At 48.8% G+C, this 19,480-nt stretch carries 21 protein-coding genes and 1 tRNA gene; 2 read left to right on the plus strand and 20 right to left on the minus strand.

All coding sequences use genetic code 11. The features are described from left to right. The 12 genes from rplI to rpsF form a co-directional block, all read right to left on the minus strand. Positions 1-447: a 50S ribosomal protein L9 gene (gene rplI / locus HPT30_RS22275; RefSeq protein WP_175373511.1), complete on the minus strand. Its 447-nt coding sequence runs from the start codon at positions 445-447 to the stop codon at positions 1-3. Next, positions 444-2,450, minus strand: a complete 2,007-nt coding sequence (locus HPT30_RS22280; RefSeq protein WP_175373512.1) for a DHH family phosphoesterase — start codon at positions 2,448-2,450, stop codon at positions 444-446. The genes rplI and HPT30_RS22280 overlap by 4 nt, the downstream gene beginning before the upstream one ends. Before the next feature lie 11 nt (positions 2,451-2,461). Further along, complete coding sequence (locus HPT30_RS22285) at positions 2,462-3,379, minus strand: DUF2232 domain-containing protein (RefSeq protein WP_175373513.1); 918 nt, start codon at positions 3,377-3,379, stop codon at positions 2,462-2,464. Positions 3,380-3,385: 6 nt separating this feature from the next. Next, positions 3,386-3,688 (minus strand): MazG-like family protein, encoded by a 303-nt coding sequence (locus tag HPT30_RS22290; protein ID WP_175373556.1) that lies wholly within the window; start codon positions 3,686-3,688, stop codon positions 3,386-3,388. A 176-nt stretch (positions 3,689-3,864) separates the two neighbouring features. Next, positions 3,865-4,290 (minus strand): CBS domain-containing protein, encoded by a 426-nt coding sequence (locus HPT30_RS22295; protein ID WP_175373514.1) that lies wholly within the window; start codon positions 4,288-4,290, stop codon positions 3,865-3,867. Between the two features lie 191 nt (positions 4,291-4,481). Beyond that, positions 4,482-5,507 (minus strand): LCP family protein, encoded by a 1,026-nt coding sequence (locus HPT30_RS22300; RefSeq protein WP_175373557.1) that lies wholly within the window; start codon positions 5,505-5,507, stop codon positions 4,482-4,484. A gap of 360 nt (positions 5,508-5,867) precedes the next feature. Next, complete coding sequence (locus HPT30_RS22305; protein WP_175373515.1) at positions 5,868-6,821, minus strand: D-alanyl-D-alanine carboxypeptidase family protein; 954 nt, start codon at positions 6,819-6,821, stop codon at positions 5,868-5,870. A gap of 220 nt (positions 6,822-7,041) precedes the next feature. After that, entirely contained in the window at positions 7,042-8,763 is a 1,722-nt protein-coding gene (gene opp4A / locus HPT30_RS22310; protein ID WP_175373516.1) for an oligopeptide ABC transporter substrate-binding protein, read from the minus strand. 311 nt (positions 8,764-9,074) lie between these two features. Then, positions 9,075-11,072, minus strand: a complete 1,998-nt coding sequence (locus HPT30_RS22315; RefSeq protein WP_175373517.1) for an endonuclease MutS2 — start codon at positions 11,070-11,072, stop codon at positions 9,075-9,077. Between the two features lie 556 nt (positions 11,073-11,628). After that, positions 11,629-11,901 carry a 30S ribosomal protein S18 gene (rpsR, locus tag HPT30_RS22320; protein ID WP_019914552.1) on the minus strand — a complete coding sequence of 91 codons (273 nt, stop codon included), beginning with the start codon at positions 11,899-11,901 and terminating at the stop codon, positions 11,629-11,631. Between the two features lie 20 nt (positions 11,902-11,921). Further along, positions 11,922-12,434 carry a single-stranded DNA-binding protein gene (ssb, locus tag HPT30_RS22325; RefSeq protein WP_175373518.1) on the minus strand — a complete coding sequence of 171 codons (513 nt, stop codon included), beginning with the start codon at positions 12,432-12,434 and terminating at the stop codon, positions 11,922-11,924. A gap of 48 nt (positions 12,435-12,482) precedes the next feature. Next, positions 12,483-12,767: a 30S ribosomal protein S6 gene (gene rpsF, locus HPT30_RS22330; RefSeq protein ID WP_025706808.1), complete on the minus strand. Its 285-nt coding sequence runs from the start codon at positions 12,765-12,767 to the stop codon at positions 12,483-12,485. A 213-nt stretch (positions 12,768-12,980) separates the two neighbouring features. On the opposite strand from rpsF, the gene HPT30_RS22335 reads away from it, so the two are divergent. Further along, on the plus strand, positions 12,981-13,178 hold the full coding sequence (locus HPT30_RS22335; RefSeq protein WP_066377836.1) for a YjzC family protein: 198 nt from the start codon (positions 12,981-12,983) through the stop codon (positions 13,176-13,178). 373 nt (positions 13,179-13,551) lie between these two features. Here the strand turns inward: HPT30_RS22335 and HPT30_RS22340 are convergent. The 4 genes from HPT30_RS22340 to HPT30_RS22355 all read right to left on the minus strand — a co-directional run bounded on the left by HPT30_RS22340 (position 13,552) and on the right by HPT30_RS22355 (position 15,185). Then, positions 13,552-13,642: transfer RNA gene (locus tag HPT30_RS22340), tRNA-Ser, on the minus strand. Between the two features lie 43 nt (positions 13,643-13,685). Next, positions 13,686-13,898 (minus strand): DUF951 domain-containing protein, encoded by a 213-nt coding sequence (locus HPT30_RS22345; RefSeq protein ID WP_175373519.1) that lies wholly within the window; start codon positions 13,896-13,898, stop codon positions 13,686-13,688. Continuing rightward, positions 13,898-14,923 (minus strand): mechanosensitive ion channel family protein, encoded by a 1,026-nt coding sequence (locus HPT30_RS22350; RefSeq protein ID WP_175373520.1) that lies wholly within the window; start codon positions 14,921-14,923, stop codon positions 13,898-13,900. Before HPT30_RS22350 ends, HPT30_RS22345 begins: the two co-directional genes overlap by 1 nt. Further along, the gene (locus tag HPT30_RS22355) at positions 14,916-15,185 is read right to left on the minus strand and encodes a putative Se/S carrier protein (protein ID WP_175373521.1); all 270 of its coding nucleotides are present in this window, start codon (positions 15,183-15,185) and stop codon (positions 14,916-14,918) included. The genes HPT30_RS22350 and HPT30_RS22355 overlap by 8 nt, the downstream gene beginning before the upstream one ends. Before the next feature lie 119 nt (positions 15,186-15,304). Between HPT30_RS22355 and yyaC the strand changes: the two genes are divergently transcribed. Next, entirely contained in the window at positions 15,305-15,910 is a 606-nt protein-coding gene (gene yyaC, locus HPT30_RS22360) for a spore protease YyaC (protein WP_175373522.1), read from the plus strand. On the opposite strand, the gene HPT30_RS22365 is transcribed toward yyaC, so the two are convergent. The 4 genes from HPT30_RS22365 to HPT30_RS22380 all read right to left on the minus strand — a co-directional run bounded on the left by HPT30_RS22365 (position 15,882) and on the right by HPT30_RS22380 (position 19,261). After that, positions 15,882-16,382: a DUF4446 family protein gene (locus HPT30_RS22365; RefSeq protein ID WP_175373523.1), complete on the minus strand. Its 501-nt coding sequence runs from the start codon at positions 16,380-16,382 to the stop codon at positions 15,882-15,884. The two genes, yyaC and HPT30_RS22365, sit on opposite strands and share 29 nt — an antisense overlap. Before the next feature lie 16 nt (positions 16,383-16,398). After that, positions 16,399-17,565 carry an aminotransferase class V-fold PLP-dependent enzyme gene (locus tag HPT30_RS22370; RefSeq protein WP_175373524.1) on the minus strand — a complete coding sequence of 389 codons (1,167 nt, stop codon included), beginning with the start codon at positions 17,563-17,565 and terminating at the stop codon, positions 16,399-16,401. 96 nt (positions 17,566-17,661) lie between these two features. Next, complete coding sequence (locus tag HPT30_RS22375) at positions 17,662-18,507, minus strand: ParB/RepB/Spo0J family partition protein (protein ID WP_175373525.1); 846 nt, start codon at positions 18,505-18,507, stop codon at positions 17,662-17,664. Further along, a complete protein-coding gene (locus tag HPT30_RS22380) occupies positions 18,500-19,261 on the minus strand; it encodes a ParA family protein (RefSeq protein ID WP_066377813.1) in 762 nt (253 codons plus the stop codon). Before HPT30_RS22380 ends, HPT30_RS22375 begins: the two co-directional genes overlap by 8 nt. Positions 19,262-19,480: the final 219 nt, after the last annotated feature.

The raw sequence follows: 19,480 nt of genomic DNA on the forward strand, positions 1-19,480 counted from the left end.
TTATTCCTCCGTTACCTGAACCTTAAGCGTAGCTTTTACTTCCGTATGCAGCTTCACACTTACCTGAGTTACACCCAGGTGACGAATCGGTTCGCCTAGCTCAATTTTGCGTTTATCAATAGTAATGCCGTTTGCGGAAGCCAGGGCTTCAGCAATTTGCTTACTGGTGATAGCACCGAACAAACGGCCGCCTTCGCCGGCTTTGGCCTTCATTGTCAGCGTCAACTCGTCCAGCTTCTTGCCAAGGTTCTGTGCTTCTTCCTTCTCATTATCCTTGCGGCGCTGTTCAGCAGCAGCCTGATTCTCCAGCACCTTCACATTGCCCTCTGTAGCTGGGCGAACCAGACCACGTGGCAGCAGGAAGTTAGTAGCGTAGCCTTCGGATACCTCTTTGACCTGACCTTTTTTACCTTGTCCCTTAACATCTTTTAAGAAAATGACCTTCATTCGAACAGACCCTCTTTCGCTTCAATTTCTGCCAGCACCTTAAGCAGTCTGGCCTCTGCTTCCTTGCAAGTTGCCTCAAGCTGAACTGCAGCATTGGATAAATGTCCGCCACCGCCCAGCTTCTCCATTACGACCTGCACATTCATGCGCCCAAGTGAACGGGCGCTGATGCCGATCAGGCCGTCAGGCCGCTCACTGATGACAAAGGATGCCACCACATTCGTCATGCCCAGCAGCGTATCTGCCGTCTGTGCAATCAGAAGCTGGGGAATCTTCATCCCCGGCTGAGTCACTACCAGGGCGATATGGTCATAGACCATACGTGCGTGCTTGATAATCTCCGCCTTGGAGATGTATTCTTCGAGATCCTCTTTCAGCATCCGCTGTATGAGAATCGTATCCGCGCCGATCCGGCGCAGGAACCCTGCGGCTTCGAAGGTGCGCGAGCCTGTGTGGAGCGCGAAATGCTTCGTATCCACCGTGATTCCCGCCAGCAGCATTGTCGCTTCCAGCGGACTTAGCTGAACCTTGTCATGGATATATTGCAACAGCTCCGTGACAAGTTCGCAGGTGGACGAGGCATACGGCTCCAGGTACACGAGCACAGCCTCGTTGATGAATTCCTCGCCCCGCCTATGATGATCGACAACCACAATCCGGCTGGCGTGCTGCACAAGCCGCGGTTCCATCGTCATCGATGCCTTGTGGGTATCCACCACAATCAGCAGCGTATGCTCGGTCATGATCTGCATAGCCTGCTCAGTGGAGATGAAAGACTTGTGCAGCTCCTCATCCTTACGGATCTGTTCCAACATACGCGTGATGGACGGGTTGGGCCCTTCCAGCACAATGTTAGCCTCCACGTTGTACATCTGTGCTGCCTTGAGCAGTCCAATCGATGCCCCGACGGCATCGATGTCTGGCGTCCGGTGCCCCATAATCAGCACCCGGTCGCTCTCCTGCATCAGATCGCGCAGTGCGTGGGCGATGACCCGCGCACGCACCCGCGTCCGCTTCTCAGCGGCGTTGCTCTTGCCGCCGTAGAAGGACAGCCGCTGGCCGGACTTGACGGCCGCCTGATCGCCGCCCCGCCCCAGCGCCATGTCCAAACTGGACTGGGCCAGCGCCCCAAGCTCGCTGGCGGAGTCGGCCCCGAAGGCCAGCCCGATGCTCAGTGTCATCGGCACCTTCAGATCAGCGGTCATCTCCCGCACTTCGTCGAGAATGACGAACCTGCTCTCCTCCAGTGCCTGCAAGCTGCGGTGGTTGAGCAGCATAAGGTACCGCTCTGACGAAAGTCTCCGCAGATATACCTCATACTCCTTGCTCCACTCGGTAATCTCGCTCGTCACCTTGGCAATCAGCGAGGTCCGCTGCTGGTCATCCATCCCCTGCGCCGACTCGTCCAAATTGTCCATCATGACTATGCCAAGGGCAAGTTTCTCCCCCTCGTAACGTTCACGCAGAACAACAAGATCTGTAATCTCATACAGGTAGAGCAGACGTTCACTAGGGATAATCACCACCTGGTAATACCGTTCATCCACGGTAATTTCCACACGGTGGTCCTTTACCGCCCCGTCTTTGGCGGCTTCACGCTTCCCCTGTGCGCTTCCGGCAAGGGAAGGCATCAGATCAGGGAGGAGTTCCTGAATCGCCTCCCCGACCAGCGACTTGCGGGCAAAAATATCTCCCGCATTCCGGTTATGCCATTCTACGGTACGGTCCTCGCTGTAGAGGATAATCCCGAGCGGCAGCATACTGACCGCTTCCCCTTCAATCCGCTTAATGCGAAACGACAGCCCGTTAATATACTCCACCAGATTCCGGCGGAACGAAATCTCCGCCTTCAGCATCGTGAAGCATAAGGTGCCCGCCAGAAACAGACTGACGATTCCCAGGGCCCAATTATAGATGCTCACGACTATAATAAGTACCAGCAGCAGCATGAACGCCCAGACGGTATGATAGCCGTGCCAGCGTCGTTGCAGAAATTTAGGCATGACCTCTCACCCTATCGTTTCGATTTCGTCACAAGCTCGCGCAGCGGGAACACCAGATCAATGATCCCGATGATCCGCAGCGGCGGAAGCAGGATAACAGGAACCGCCAGCAAAATCGGCATCACTTTATTCCATTTCCGTTCATGCGCCAAAAAGAAGAAGAATCCGATGGCCTGAATCATAAAGCCAATTCGCAAGAGTGGCAGCAGATTGGCGGCGATCATGAGCATATAGTTGCTTTTTGAACCCGAGAAAATCAGTTGAATCACAATTCCAATCAAATAGTACCAGATAAAAGATCTCGGCAGTCTCCATTCCCGTGCAGGCTTGAGCTTCGGAACCGCAAGATCCATGCTGTTCAGGATAGGACGGACGATGGAGTGTGTAATAACAGCAATCATAAAGGAACTCACAATCAGCGTCATCGGGATCATCTGGATCGTCATGTGGCTGATCATTCGTACATCCTCAGACGTAAAGCTCAGATCGTTCAATAGCGGATTGGTCGTACCTAACTGCGACATCGGTGAAGTCACCATTTCCAGTACATCGTTCACGTAGCCAGTCAGGTCAAAATGGAACAGTGCTGTTCCCAGCAGCAGCATAAGCATGAACTCACCAAGAATGGTAATCGTCCCTGCGAGCAAGGTGGACATTGCTGAAGCACGCTTTCTGTACCATCTGCCCATCACCAGGGCCGGAATTAAGAAATAAAGCGCAATCAATAAGTATACCGGGGTGATTAAAGCAATAATCAGCAGCACCGGCACTACATGCAGAATAAACTGCTTGGTACTAAGGCTCGTGAACAACACAACAGCCGGAACAATCATAAATAATGTGGTGATAATTAGCAGCGGGGTCGATAGAGATAGCAGCAAGAGCAAATAAGCGATACTCCAAGCTACCGATGTCCAACGAAATTTCAAAAGTATTCACCTCTTACGCATATGGTCTTCTAATGCGGATATATCCTGGTACCATTCTTCTAGCTGATGGCCTTCCTGGCGGTGTTTTCTCAGCTTCTCCAGCAGCAGATCATCCATTTCACGATAAGAAATGCCGAGTCTGCGCCCCAGAATATAAGAACTCATAAGCAAGCTTGCCAGACTGTCACCTACACGGGTCGTACTGCCCTCCCATAAGGCTTTAAATAACCGCGAGACTTGATCAATTACTTCGGTTTTCAGCCATTCAATCACCTTGGCGCGTTTGGCTACATCCAGATCCTTCGGCACATTGGGCACGTCTCTCTACCTCCGGCTAAAAGCTTTATTCTCCATTATAGCATAAAAAAATTGTGGTCACACAAACCCCACCGGCGGCAGTGGCGCTTTCAAAAAAGGCCCGCATTCCGCTGGTGCCGGAAATACAGGCCTTGGTTTCGCTCTCTCGGATGACTAAGATAAGCTAGTTATAACGATTCCTGTGACTGCCGCGAGACGAACTTCTCACAGTATTCTATGATCTGACTGCGACGGACAATGCCAATGAACCGGTTCATATCATCGACCACTGGCACAAAATTCTGGATCTTGGCCAAGTTGATCAGATCCTCCATATCCGCTTCAATGGATACAGGCTTGTTGTTCATTCTGAGCGGTACATCTTTAAGCTGATATTTGGAGGCGTTCTCGAAAGTAACCTTGCCGTCCGAATCCTTTAGATACCAGAGCAGATCACCTTCTGTGACCGTTCCAGCGTATTCTCCGTTCCTGTTCAGTATCGGGATGGCTGTGTAACGGTGATGCTCCATTCTCTCCAGCGTCTGCCGTAGTGTAGAGTCCAGCGTAACGCAAGCCACCTCCTGCTTCGGGAGCAGAAAAAATGCAATGTTCATGTCTTGATCCTCCTCAAAGATTTCCGAAGGAATAACGTGCATAACCTTCCCCTTGTCATAGGGCCACCGTAATTATACGCGGAAACACATGAATAGTTCCAGCTTATTATACCATGAAGACAGCAAACAGCAGCCACTAACATTATGAATGGCTGCTGCTTTTTTCAACATATGGTATGAATTTATAGGGTTTATTCTGCCGCCGGCGTAGACTTCGGCTCCAGCGCGTTTAGTGCCTTGCCCGGCTGAATCAGTTGATCTGCTGGCGTTCCCGCATTGATCCAGTTATCGATCATCAGCTTAGCTTCACTCAAATCCTTTTGGTCTACAATGTCATAGGAAATACCGTCTATTCGCTTGCTTTCACCCATGACGGTGAAGCTGGAGATATCCATCTCCTTGCCGCTCATGAACTTCTTAGCCAAATCAAGAATCAAGGAAGGCTGGATGTCCGTCTTGAAGTTGTCACCCATAATATCGAGCAGCTCCGGAATGTTGCCGATCTGGCTGATCGACAGCATCTTGTTCGCAACCACATCAATGAACACTTGCTGACGTTTGGTCCGGTTAAAATCGCTATCTTCACGATAGCGTGTATAGTTCAATGCTTCTTCACCGTTGTAATTGGATTTGCCGCCCTTGATCGTGAATTTCTCATGATCCTTGCCCTTGTTGACGATATCTTTCTTGATCGGCAGCGGTACCCCGCCGATAGCATCAACAGCATCCTTCAGTCCCTGGAAATTAATAGTGGCATAATATTGAATATCGTGTCCGAGCAGGGCCTCTAGCGTGTCCTTGGCCATTTGTTGGCCACCGAAAGCAAAGGCATGGTTGATCTTGTCTTTCTTGTTGCCGTTATGTCCGATGATTTCCGTATAGGTGTCACGTGGAATCGACACCAGCAGGATCTTGTAATCCTCCGGGCGCACCACCGCGTAGATCATCGTGTCCGACCGTGCGGTCTCATTACCGCGCTGGTCTGTTCCCAGCAGCATGAGGGAAAACGGATCATTTTTATACACGATGGGTTCCGGCTTGGGCTTGTCGTCATTCACCAAAGGCTGATACGACTTCTCCACCAGCTTGCTCTCCACTTGGTCGGAGAGGAACAGATCGAACGCAAGCACCATCAAAGGTTTACGGAACAGGAATCCTCCCGTCACGAGAATCAGAAGCACAATTAACGCGATATATCGCTTTTTCAATTTTTTCATCATTTGACCTTCTTTATTGTGGAATGAAAGAATAACAGATAACAATATATTGGCAATGGTCACCTTCGTTCTTAACGCAGGCACCCATGATAGGACTTCTCCGGCTGTAATGATAGTTGTCCCTATTCTGTTGCCTTATTGTTCCCCCTTTCCGGAAATAGGGTCATACCAATTATTAAATAAACATTTGGAAATTTCGTTTGACTTCAGGCTTGGCCGGAAATGTAAAACTGCACTCCTTTGAATCTGCCTGTAGAACAATATTTCTATTGTAATCACTATGAGCTCAAAAAGAAACAACAAAAAACGACAGTATTAATGGTAAAGCACCATACCGATGATGTAAATCGGCATGATGCTTTATCTCCAGCTCAGTAAGGAAAAGGTCGCATTCAGGATATGCTTCACTCTCTCCCCGGTCGGCAAACTTCTGTAAAATCCATGGTTAAATAGCTTCGTAGCGGCTTCAAAACGGCTCTGGCTGGTCTCCGCCCCCAGCACAACGGCAATCAGCCGGTGTCCGTCCCGCTGAGCCGTTCCTGCGATGCAATAGCCCGATCGGATATCATACCCGGTCTTCAAGCCATCTGTTCCAGCATAGGCAAAAGCTCCGCCCATGGCAGGCAGCATCAGGTTCGTATTACTGGCATACATTCCCTTAGCTTTTAGCTGCATCTGTGTCCGGCTGCTGGCGTTCAGCACCTCGGGATGGCTGCGGATCAGGGCTGCTGCCAGCCTTGCCGTGTCCTTGGCTGTCATGAGGGTCTCACCGCTAATATATCCCGGCGGACGGCTCGGTCCCAGCTCACTGGATGCCAGCCCGGAGGCATTGGTGAAGACTGTGCCTGACGACAGTCCCAGACTGCGGGCTTTCTCATTCATCAGGACCACAAATGCATTCTCAGAACCAGCCGTATATTCAGCCAAGGCCACGGCTGCATCATTCGCAGAATACACGGTGATCCCTTCGAACAGCTCTCTAACAGTGTAGGTTTCCCCTCGTTTCAGGGATAAAGTTGCGCCTCCCAGAGAGCCTGCATAGGGACTAACCGTTATTCTGTCAGCCCAGTGGATGGCTCCCGTGGAAATGCGGTCCAGCACAATCATCTCTGTCATCAGCTTCGTCACGCTCGCTGTCGGCATCGCCTTATCACCGTTCGATTCCATCCATATGCTATCGCTATCCATATCCAGCAGTACAGACGCGCTAGCGTCAATGCGCGGCTTGAACCCCAGGCCTTCCGGCCGGCTCACTACAAGTATGGCAACGATTATTAGGGCTACTGCGACCCATATTATGCTCCGTCTCATCATCGTCGTCATCCTCCATAATATATATGACGAATGAAACCCCATTTTGATTTCATATTTTTTGAAAAAAATAAATATTTTTTTGGAAAATACCCCTCGGATACCTACTTTTCACCAAAATCACAAGGTTAAGAAACGTATAACCGCCATGAAAATACAAAAACCGCAAGCAGGTTGACATAACAAACCCGGCTTGCGGTTAAGCAGCAAAGGACAACGTCCTCTATTCTTCCTTGATCCACCATTTCTGCGGTTCAATAATATTGCCCATGGAGTTGACCCGTACACCTTGCAGACGCTTGTTAACTGCGGTTATGGTCTCCCGTTCGGCGAAGAAGATCATAGGCACCTCTTCATTAATCAGCTTCTGCCATTTATAGTACACCTGTTTGCGGTATTCCTTATCATAAGATTTCATGCTAACTCCGTCACGAATCAGCTCTTCATTCTGCTGTGATGACCACCTTGGGTAGTTCCACAGATCATTCTCCCGCCATAAGCCTGATGGATCAGGGTCGCTGGCCAGACCCCAGACTCCGTTGAACAGCTCGATAGAGGGATCATCATTTTCTACCGCATCGTAGAAGGTATTCAGCTCCTTCAGACCTCCGTCACTCAGACGAACATCCAGTCCAACATCCCGCCAGTCCTGGATAATAGCCGCTGTGCGTGGTTCAGCCATCGCACTACCGATCATTGCATCATAATGGATAGTGAACTTCTTGCCTTGCGGATCTTCGCGCAATCCGTCTCCGTCCCTGTCAATATAGCCCGCTTGATCAAGCAGCTCCTTGGCCTTGTCCGGTGAGTAAGGATACGTATTGATCTCGGAATCGGGGATTTTGGCCCAGCTACTGCTCGGAATCGGTGTTTCTATAAGCCGGCCTAGCCCATAGGAAAAGGTATTGATAATACCTTGGCGGTCCAGTGCGTAGTACATGGCCTGGCGCAGCCTTTTATCCTTGAATTTCGGGTTGTCCATGACAACCTTCTGCGCATCATTATCCCAGTGTCCAAATTTGAAGCCGATATATTCATACGACAGCTCCGGTGTCTGCAGCAAGTCCACAGTATCCAGCTTGTTTAAGCTCTCATACGCATCGCGGGGTACCGTTTCGATATCAACCTCACCTTGTTCGAACAAACTGGTGATCCGCTTCTCATCAGATACTTTGTACAGTACACCATCCAAATGCGCTTTTCCCTGATAGTAATTGTCAAAACGCTTCAGCTCCACCGACTGGCCCGGCTGAATTCGGGTGATCTCAAACGGACCGATGCCGATGGGGTGCTTCCGCACCTGGTCACTGGTTGGCATATCCTTGACCGCAACGTCTGTGAAGTATTTCTTATTCATCGGATACGGCCACAGATTGTCGATCGAGTTCACTCTTGCAGTCGCCATCGTAATTCGGATGGTGTAGGGATCAACCACCTTGATGCCGGATATTTCCTTAGCCTTGCCGGTGTGATAAGCGTCAGCTCCCTGGATCATTTCCACACTATAGTAACGCGAACCCGTGTAGTCGGGACTCGCAATGGTTTCCAGCGCAAACTTCCAATCCTCTACCGTCAACTCGTCCCCGTTGTGCCAACGGATACCCGGCTTGATTTTGAAAGTGAATACTCTGTGATCCTCCGCTTCCATCCAAGTGGCAATATTCGGTTTCGTCGATAAATCATCCTCTATAGTGAACATCGCTTCTGTGCTGAATTGCAGTACATTATAATCATCTTCACCTTCATAGAATGCAGGTTCAAATAACCCCTGAAATGGCGAAGCATAGCCATACGTAACAATACCGCCCGCCTGTGGCTGTTCTGCCGCTTCTGAGTGGCTTGCAACAGACAGAGCACTATTGGAGTCCCTTCCGTTGCACGCGGACACCAGGACTGCTATCATAAGCAGCCACAGTGCGATCCCGCTCCTTCTCTTGTTAATCATATGTTCCTTCCCTTCTCTTATTCTGTGATGCCATGGGTGTCTGTGACAGGATGGATGAAAGGCAAAGGGATGTAGATCCCTTTGGATTGTAACGGGGTACTCCTCTAGAGAAGAATAAACCATTGGTCAATTCAATATATATCTGTTAAAAATGCCTAATAGTCACCACTATACTTATACTATAGAAGAATATATACAATAATTCGGGCAAAGTGAAGTCAATAATTTAACCAATACACCTCCAGTCCCGGCAAAATAGCGCGCAAAAGAGCCTGCCCCTGCGGGCAGACCCTTGTATCTTTGTATGTTTATTACCGTTCTTCTTCCAGTTCAACCGTCAATCCTTCCACATGCTTGCGGTTCATTAGCTTGCGTTTCTTGCGGTTTTCCTTACTCTCAAAAATAATATCCATATCATAATCCTCAGGATACAGCTCCTCCTTCGAAATGTACGGCTTAAGACGTTTGTGATTGATGCTTAGCCGCTGCTTCTGAATCATCACGCCGACCATTCCCAGCGAATTCCGCTGCTCGTAGACAATACCTGTCCTTCCCAGTGAACTGACAAATACAGCATCGCCTATTTCAAAATCCCGCCGCGGAACTGGAATCTGCTGACCCTCCTCACCGTGGCTTTGAGCTCCCTCAGGAGTGCTTTGCTGTCCCTTTCCGCTGTTATATGGGTTCCGCTCTTTCTTACTCTCATTCCCCGTCATCTGTTCCATATTGTTGACCTGGGCTTCACACCTGGTATTCCATAGATTGATAGCCTGCGGTTCTTGCCCTTGCTGTGCTTCTACAATTTGCCGGGAACGACGGATGACCTCGACCGGAATGCCAAGCTTCTCCGCAATTTGCAGGGCATAGCTTTCGCCCGCTTCGCCGATGGTCAGCCGGTATAACGGCTGCAATGTATCTTTATCAAACTCCATTCGTGCATTCTGAAATCCGGGAGTAGCGGCGGCGAAGCTTTTCAGCTCATTAAAATGGGTGGTGACGATGATATTGGCCCCTTGGCGGCTCAGCTCTTCCAGAATCGCTATGGAAAGCGCAATCCCCTCCCCTGGGTCAGTACCTGCCGCCAGCTCATCAATCAACAACAGTACACCTTTACTGGCATTGCGCAGCATGCCCTCGATACTCTTCATCTGTGCCGAGAATGTGCTGAGCGATTGCGCCAGACTTTGTCCATCTCCAATTACGCTCATGATCTCGGTGAAAATAGGAAATTCGCTGCCGTCCGCCACCGGAATCAGCAGACCGGATTGAACCATAAGCGCTAGCAAGCCTAGTGTTTTAAGCACCACCGTCTTGCCACCCGTATTAGGTCCGGTCACAATCAGGGACTGATAGCCTTTGCCAATGCTCAGGTTGATGGGAATCATCTCTTTGAGCATCGGATGCCGTCCGCCGTTCATTACCAGAATCCCTTGCTCATTGAGCCTGACGGCAATTCCGCCGATACTTCGGGCATATTTGGCTTTGGCAAAGATGAAATCATACGTCCCGGTGACCTCAATATTCAGTCGCAGCGCTTCCTGCTCCCGCTCTACAAGCCCGGTTAGCATACTCAGAATTATTGCCTCCTCCCGTGCTTCTTCAGCTGACAGCAGATCCAGTTCGTTCTGGAGCGCAGCTATCTCATCAGGCTCCACATAGACTGTCTGCCCACTTGTGGATTGATCCAGCACACTCCCTTTGACCTGCTTGTGGTACTCCCGTTTCACGGGGATGACATACCGGCCGTTACGCATACTGAAGAGCTGTTCTTGTAAAATTGACTGGTGACGGGACATGATCCCCTCGATTTTTCTTTGCAGACGAAGCCGGGCCGCTTTAAGCCGCTTTCGTGCCCGCTCCAGCCCCTTACTGGCCCCATCATCAATGACACCAAAACGTATGCACCGGTTAATCTCATCCTGTACATGCCTTAGCTCCATTACTGAGGACGCATAAGCGCCAATCCGGGGGGCAATCTGCTCCTTCGAGGCCATATATTTACGTAACTGGCTGCAGCTGTTCAGAAAGGTGGCCACCGCTGTAAAATCCTTCTCACTGTAAAGATACCCCGTTCCTATCAGTGACATGAGCCATTCCATCCCTTCCAGTGAAGGAATGGGTACACTCGCCCCTCTGTCCTGAAGGTCCCTGGCCTCCTCTGCCTCCTCCAATGCTCTCCTTATCACGGTAAGAGTCTTCATCGGCTCCAATTGCTGAATTAAATTCTTACCCACATAAGAAACCGCAAAATGTTCAAGCTCCTCTTTAATGGTTTCATATTCCAGCGTGATCATACTTTGTCTGTCCAAGCTTTCTTCCTCCTTTGGCTTGCTTTTCGCTTCCATCTAACTATCCTTCAACGCAAAAAAGGGCAAAGAATGCCACTACGGCAGTCTTTGCCCTCATTTCCGGCTATTGTCCTTTGTTCAGCTCCTATGACACTACAGATCCACTGCAGAACCCATGAAACCAAAAAAACCGTGCTGCAAGAGCACGGTTAAATACAAAGAGAATAACAGCCGTAAACAGGCTATTCGACGCTTCGTGTGTTCTTAACTAACTCATTCACCCTTCGGACTTCAGAAACCGCCGTAACGCGGACTCAAACAGAGCACGCCTTATTGTTAAGACGGGCCTTGCTGTCTTTTCTCCAGGTGATATGAAATTACTAGTTAAGAACGCTCACCAACATCAAAATTTCCCCTTTAGTTATAGGATAATTGTAATTTACTACATAAACCAGCTAACGTCAAACTTCTCCGCTCTTATATAACGAACCCTTCTCCCGTCCACGCCCTTCCTGGACAAATAGTCGGAACACAACAAAAAAGACAGCCGGTTGCCCGGCTGCCTCTGTAAAGCGTACTATTCCGTTGTGTAAGGCAGCAACGCGATTTGACGCGAGCGTTTTACAGCAATGGTAAGAGCACGTTGGTATTTTGCACTTGTGCCTGTTACACGACGCGGCAAAATCTTTCCGCGTTCGCTGATGAATTTCTTGAGAAGCTCAGTATCTTTATAATCAATGTGAGTAATCTTGTTCACAGTGAAGTAACATACTTTTTTACGCTTGTTGCGTCCACCACGACGAGCTGGTCTCTTGTCGTTGTCTCCGCCTTCTCTTTGTTTGAAAGCCATGTCAGTTCAGTCCTTCCTTATTAAAATGGCAAATCATCATCCGATATATCAATCGGTTTACCATCGCCCGAAAAAGGATCTTGAGTATTGTTGTTACGCGAGAAATTGTTGTTATTTCCGCGTCCACTGTTACCGCCATTACCAGATCCACCACCATAGGATGGTTCTTCAGGCATACCTGCACCACTAGAGGTATTTCCACCTTCACGGTTCTGCGATGATTCCAGGAAACGGACATTATCGGCAATAACTTCAGTAACGTATACACGTTTGCCTTCGTTATTCTCGTAATTCCGTACTTGGATACGTCCTTCTACGGCTGCCAGACGTCCTTTGCGCAAATAATTGGCACAGGTCTCTGCAAGCTGTCTCCAGGTTACAACTGGAATGAAGTCCGCCTCACGTTCGCCGTTCTGGCCCGTAAAGTTACGGTCTACGGCAAGCGTAAACTGTGTTACGGCAACACCAGCGGGAGTATAACGAAGTTCTGGGTCACGGGTCAACCGTCCGATCAGAATGATACGGTTCAACAATTCTGTTCCCCTCCTTTAGAGCGATTGATTACAAAGCTTGTCAAAATCTTAGGCAACGTCGTTCGTGATGAGATAACGAATAACTTCGTCGGAAATCTTCATGATACGTTCCAATTCGGTAACAACTGCAGGTTCTGCAGTGAAGTTAACCAAAACATAAACGCCATCACGGAATTTCTTGATCTCATACGCAAGACGGCGTTTACCTTGCACGTCGTGCTTTGTAATTTCCCCGCCGTTGGAGATGATGCCTTGGAATTTTTCGACTGCTGCTTGAACGGCTTCTTGTTCAATGTCAGGACGAATAATATACATCACTTCGTATTTGCGCATAAATTTCACCTCCTTATGGTCTGAGGCCCCTGATCACGTCAGGAGCAAGGATCGAGCACAAACATAAACTCGAACCATATTAATATACCAAAATGGCCAGTCAAGTGCAAGCTATATTCTGGATGACACGAATCCTTTACTACTGTACATGAACCCCTCCCTCTCCGCACACAATAAAGACGGACTTAAATACTCAAAAGGAGGACGATTACCATGGGTGAGAAGACAGAATACGAAAAGGGCGATAAAGCCCCTAACCCCGGCATGTATACAGAGGTCGGAGAAGCGCGCAGCTTCCACACTGAAATCCAGAACCCCAAGCGTATTCACATGGAGAAGGGTGATACTTTTCCCGAAACCAGCAATAAGAACCGCAAGTGGAAAAAGGTTGAGAAAGCCCGCGTTCATTAATTTTAAAATAGGATGTATAAAAAAACTCGCCTGACACATACTATTCTCAGGCAGTACAAAAGAGAGGTGTGGTTCCGTTGGACTTCGTAGTCGAACCAAATCACTGGAATTCTGAATCAGCATCTATTGTAAGTTGGGAACAGTAACAGCTGCCGCCTTAAAAAAGCGGCAGCCTGCACGAAGCCTATCGTCACTCTAGGGCTTAGACAGAGAAATTCCGAACATCAAAAATGTGCTGCCTCCTAAAGAAGGACCCTTGGGTCCTTCTTTTTGTATGTCCGGGGTAACTTAACGTAACAACGATCCTTTATAAAATACAAAAAAACCTTCGTTCGAGGAACGAAGGTTTCGATAGTTGATATTAAGGTCTAAATGGCGGAGAGGGTGGGATTCGAACCCACGCACGCTGTGACACGCCTAACTGATTTCGAGTCAGCCCCCTTGGGCCTCTTGGGTACCTCTCCGCAGCAAGATTTATTTTATCATGCGGCTTGTCTTTTTGCAAGTCTAATTATTGTTAATTCCGCCATCAGCTGACCGCAGTACCTTCTTCATGTTCTTCTCGAATTTGGCGCGGGGAATTAGCACGCTGTGCTGACAGCCTGTGCACTTCACGCGAATGTCCATCCCCATACGGATAATCTCCATTTCATTGGTACCGCAGGGATGGGACTTCTTCATCTGTACTACATCACCAAGCTGAAATACCTTACGTTCCATTACTTCCCTTCCTCCCCTTTTTCCAGTGTTGCAGCCGCCTGTTGACGTCCTTGAACGCCCCCCGGCTTCTGAGCTTCTCCAGCCGCTTCTGTGGCCGCCCAATTCGCTTCTACACATTCCTCAGCCTCAGCCTTCGCGCGCTCCTCAGCTTCGGCCTCAGCGGCTTCCAGCGCGTATTGCTTCTCCAGTGCGTGCTTGATATCGCTTTGAATTTGCCGCTGCGCTTCATCCCGGGCATTAGGCAGACAATTCGCTGCCACACGAATCACGTACTCAGAGGTGCTCATCGATTGGATGCCCAGTACATTCGGATAAGCCAATACATTAGCGTTACGCTCTTCAATCCCCTTGAGCGCTTCAGCAATCAGGCCTAGTGTGGATTCCAGACTACGTTCCATTTTAACCGGTACATCCACTACCGCCAGCGCATTGGCCAACGAGTAGTTGGTAACATTCGTAATAGAGCCATTCGGGATAATATGCATCTCCCCGGTCGAACTGAGCAGCTTGGTGGTCCTGAGTCCAATCAGCTCCACAGTCCCTTTATATGTGCCCGTTTGAATAACATCGCCGACTGCAAACTGGTCTTCCAGAATGATAAAGAAGCCTGTAATAACATCCTTCACCAGACTCTGCGCCCCGAAACCGATCGCAAGCCCAAGAACCCCTGCGCTGGCCAATAGCGGTGCCAGATTAAAGTTGAACTCTGAAAGAAGCAGCAGAATCATTACAAAATTGCAGATTACTGTTACTACATTCTTGAGCAGTTCACCTACGGTTGTGAACCTTCGGGTGTTCGCCAGAAGTCTTCCCCCTGTTTTCCGATCCAGAGAACGGTCTATCACCTTATAGACCACCCGAATAATAATCCTTGTCAGGATAAAAATAAGAAGAAGTCTCAGGCCAGAGAATAATATATTGGTCCACATATCTACATCCGTAATCAGGTTCCAGATCTTGTCCTTGAAACGAAGTGCAGCCTCTACCTGACCCTCAGTCGTAGCTTCAAGCACCCACTTATTCATGGTGTTCTCCCCCACTTTCAATCAGAACATACCCTTCATTATTCTTACCAAATATCCCGCGAATCTCAATCTTCTGGTCCGCGATAATATGTCTAACCTCTGCCAGCCTTTCCCCTTCGAACTGAATGGAAATCGCGCAGCCCGCTGTAATCTCCTTCGGGGTTGGGAAGATATCAATCTCAAGCTCTGCGTACTCAAGCAGCATTTCGGCGCGCAGCGCCTGCTGAGTAGAGTCAAAAGCAATCAACATCTCATCCTCCATCGCTCTCACGCCTCCTTCTGGGTATCTCGTCCTATCTCTTGTTGCCATAGTATAAAATCGTTCTTCCATCCATATACTAGATATCATCAAATAGAATCAGCAACAGAAAGGAAGATGAGATGAACTCGCCTAAAGCATCATCCATGCAAGAATTGTCCTGTTTAAAAATATCACATACTGATCCTGATATCTATTCCGCCATCACGCACAGACTGCTCTTCCATTTTGCGCGCACCACTCCTGATACTCAGATTGTGGTCGTCTGCATCGGCACAGACCGCAGCACAGGCGATTCTCTCGGCCCGCTTGTCGGCACGGCACTCACCCGCTTTCACAGCCCGTTATTCGAGCTATACGGAACCCTGGAGGAACCTGTCCATGCCGTGAATCTCGAAGAAACCCTGGCACTAATAAATGATAGATACAGTAATCCGTTCATTATTGGAATCGATGCCTGCCTGGGCCATTCTACCAGTGTTGGATGCATACAAGTCGTGGACGGTCCACTCAAGCCTGGGGCCGGCGTAAATAAACAATTGCCGCCGGTAGGCGATATCCATTTGACAGGAATCGTTAACGTCGGCGGCTTTATGGAATACTTTGTACTTCAGAATACCAGGTTAAGTCTGGTGATGCGATTGTCGGACATTATCGCTTCTAGCCTCTATTCAGCTCTGAAACAATGGAATCTTCATTCTAAGACCGCTGCAGCGCGAGAGCTATAACCTCTTTTTCTTCCGGGGACAGCGGATATGACGATTCACCATTCTGTAGTGGCTTGGAATAGATATAGGAGTTCTCACGGTTGTGAAGGCTGGTCAGCACCACCCCACTGCGGTCTTCATCCAGAACAGCCAGGGAGAAGCTTAGGTCACTGCCCCGCTCACCAAAAGCATTATAACGCTTTAGTGCTACATTAGATTTCATACTGCGGATCTTCACCTGGGCAGCCTCCAATTGGGCAGCTTGATCACGCATTCCATCTTCCAGCATATCACTCTGATTTTTCAAATCAATCAGCAGGCTTTCCAAATCTTCTACCCCTGTGCCGGTCATCATCGCCTCGTATCTGCGTTTCATTTTGCGCAGCCTGCTGCCCTGCACCATGGCCACAATCAACAGCACCAGAATTAACACTGTGAACCCCAATACAAACCACTGCAATTGTTCATTAATCAATTGATTCATTTCTGACATGAATGGACCATCCTTTTTATTTGGTGCTGCGGGCACTACCGTAGAGTTCTTTCATAGCTGCCAGCATTCTACTAATATCTTGTTCGGTTGAATCAACACCTACACTTGCCCTGACAGCCCCACTGGCCAGCGTATTTACTGCCGTGTGGGCCAAGGGCGTACAATGCATCCCTGCACGTACAGCTATATTGTATTCACGATCCAGCCGATGGGCAATTCCAGCAGAATCATGCCCTTCAATCACGAAGGAGACGATACCAGTTCGCGGTGCCCCAAGCGCAGGGCCTAACAATCGGATGCCCGGAATAACGGTTAAACCCTCCATCATCGTTTGAGCCAGGCTCCATTCCCTTTCGCCAATGACGTCTACACCAATAGACCTCACCTTCTTCACACCCGCCATCAGACCGGCTATCCCGACTGCATTCTGTGTCCCTGCTTCATACCTATCCGGACGAACCAAAGGCTGTTCGATATTCTCAGACTGACTCCCTGTTCCTCCAAGCATTAGCGGCTCAAGATCCAGATGTGGTGCGATATACAACCCACCTGTCCCTTGCGGACCTAGTAGTCCCTTATGTCCAGGAAACGCCAACAGATCAATATTCATCGAAGTCACATCAATATCCAGCGCCCCTGCACTTTGCGCACCATCCACCAGAAATATTGCGCCATGAGATTTTGCCAGATCGCCAATGTCACCTATCGGAAGAATACTGCCCAACAGGTTGGAGCTGTGATTACAGATAACCATCTTAGTATTATGCTTAAACGCCGTCTGTAATTCCTGTAGATTAAGCTGCCCTTCCTCATTCACCCGAATGTAATCCACTTCGAGACCCTGAGTCCTCCGCAAATATTCCAACGGGCGACGAACAGAGTTATGTTCAGTCATCGTCGCTATGACATGATCACCAGCATGCAGTGCGCCTCTGATTGCCATATTAAGACCCATGGTCGTGTTGTGAGTAAAAGCGATATCCTGCGCATTAGATACTGCGAACAAATCAGCCAACAAACTGCGAGTACGCATCAACACACGCCCAGCACCCATGGCCAGGGAATGATTACCTCTTCCTGCATTCGCCCCCGAATGCTGCAGGGCATCCATCATAGCCGAAGCTACCTCTGGTGGTTTAGGCCAAGATGTAGCTGCATGATCCAGGTACACCAACTCTTCCACGCTTCGCCCACCTTCTATTCTATTTTGACTTTAAAAAACATACCCCTCCTTATCCATTCCAGGATATCTCAGGATATGTTTTTCAGTGACTTTCACTTACAAGTTACCTAACAATTCCAGGAGCCTCTCCAAGTCCTGGGCACTGTAGTAATTTAGTTCAATCTTCCCTCTTTCTTTTCCTTGCTTGATCTTGACTGTAGTCTTGAACCGCTCCCGCAGTAACTCCTCAACATTATCAATGTAAGGATCGCGCTTCACACTCTTAGCTTTAGCTGCGCCTGCTGGTTTGCGATCAAGATTTTTCACTGTCTCCTCAAGCTCCCGTACGCTCCACTCTTGCTCCACACACTGCTTCGCCAACTCTTTGACTAAGTCAGCATCCTTCAATGCGACAATGGCACGGGCATGCCCCATAGAAATTGTTCCACGTGAAACATATTCCTTGACTTCCTCAGGCAAGGATAGTAGCCTCAGGAAATTGGCAATATGTGATCTGGATTTTCCAACTTTGAGAGAAAGTTCCTCTTGGGTCAACGAGAACTGATCCATCAGACCTTGGTAGGCAACGGCGATTTCCATTGCATTCAGGTTCTCACGCTGCAGGTTCTCGATCAATGCAATCTCCATAACCTGTTGATCGCTCAAGTTGCGAACAACGGCAGGGATGGTTGCTTTTCCACAATATTGAGAAGCACGGAATCTGCGTTCACCCGCGATAATCTCATATCCCTTTAACACACTGCGAACAATGATCGGTTGGATAACACCATGTTGCCGAATGGATTCTGCCAATTCCTGAATGGCCTCTTCGTTGAAATCTTTACGAGGCTGATAAGGGTTAGCGCGAAGCTGTCCTAAAGAGATTTCTACCACCTTATCATCTTCATTAATAGACAGGGACGGGATCAACGCATCCAGTCCTTTACCCAAACGCTTACTCATAAGAAATCACTTCCTTTGCCAACTCTAAGTACACTTCCGCTCCCTTGGAACGGGAATCATACGTAATAATAGACTGTCCATGAGACGGAGCCTCACTAAGCCGCACATTCCGTGGAATAATCGTTCTATATACCTTTTCTTGGAAATACTTCTTAACTTCTTCGATGACCTGAATCCCCAGATTGGTCCGGGCATCCAGCATCGTCAGCAGTACACCTTCGATCTTCAGTTGAGGATTTAAGTTCTTCTGAACAAGTCGTACCGTGTTCAATAGTTGACTCAATCCCTCAAGCGCATAATACTCACACTGGATCGGTATAATCACAGAGTCTGCAGCGGTCAAAGAGTTGATAGTTAGTATCCCTAAAGAAGGTGGACAGTCAATAATGATGTAATCATAATTAGCCTTCACTGTATTTAAGGCTTTCTTGAGCCTTAGCTCCCGTGAGATGGTGGACACCAATTCAATCTCCGCACCCGCGAGCTGGATGGTGGCAGGAATAATATGCAGACCTTCAATCTTGGTCTCCAGTATCGTTTCCCCCGGTTCGGCTTCATTGATTAGAATATCATAAATGCAATTTGCTACATCTGCTTTGTTGATGCCAACGCCGCTGGTAGTGTTGCCTTGAGGGTCGATATCGACAAGAAGCACTCTCTTTCCCAGAGTAGCCATGCCGGCACCCAGATTCACAGAGGTCGTTGTTTTACCGACACCACCCTTTTGATTTGCTATGGCAATAATCTTGGACACTTATTTCACCTCGAATAGTTAGGAAGAGTCTTCTTGTAGGTCGCAAGTAGAAACGGCGTTGCTGACCTGATGGACAGCATCACTTTCTGCGAGAATTATAAGCAAAGCATCTATGGATGCCTTTCCGAAGAAGCAGATGATATAACATTATGAATATTCGCTGTATATCCTTGGCTAGGCCACAGAAAAGGCGACCAAACACCCCAGGGTCGCCTTCAG

The organism is Paenibacillus agri, assembly GCF_013359945.1.
GTDB lineage: Bacteria > Bacillota > Bacilli > Paenibacillales > Paenibacillaceae > Paenibacillus_AQ > Paenibacillus_AQ agri.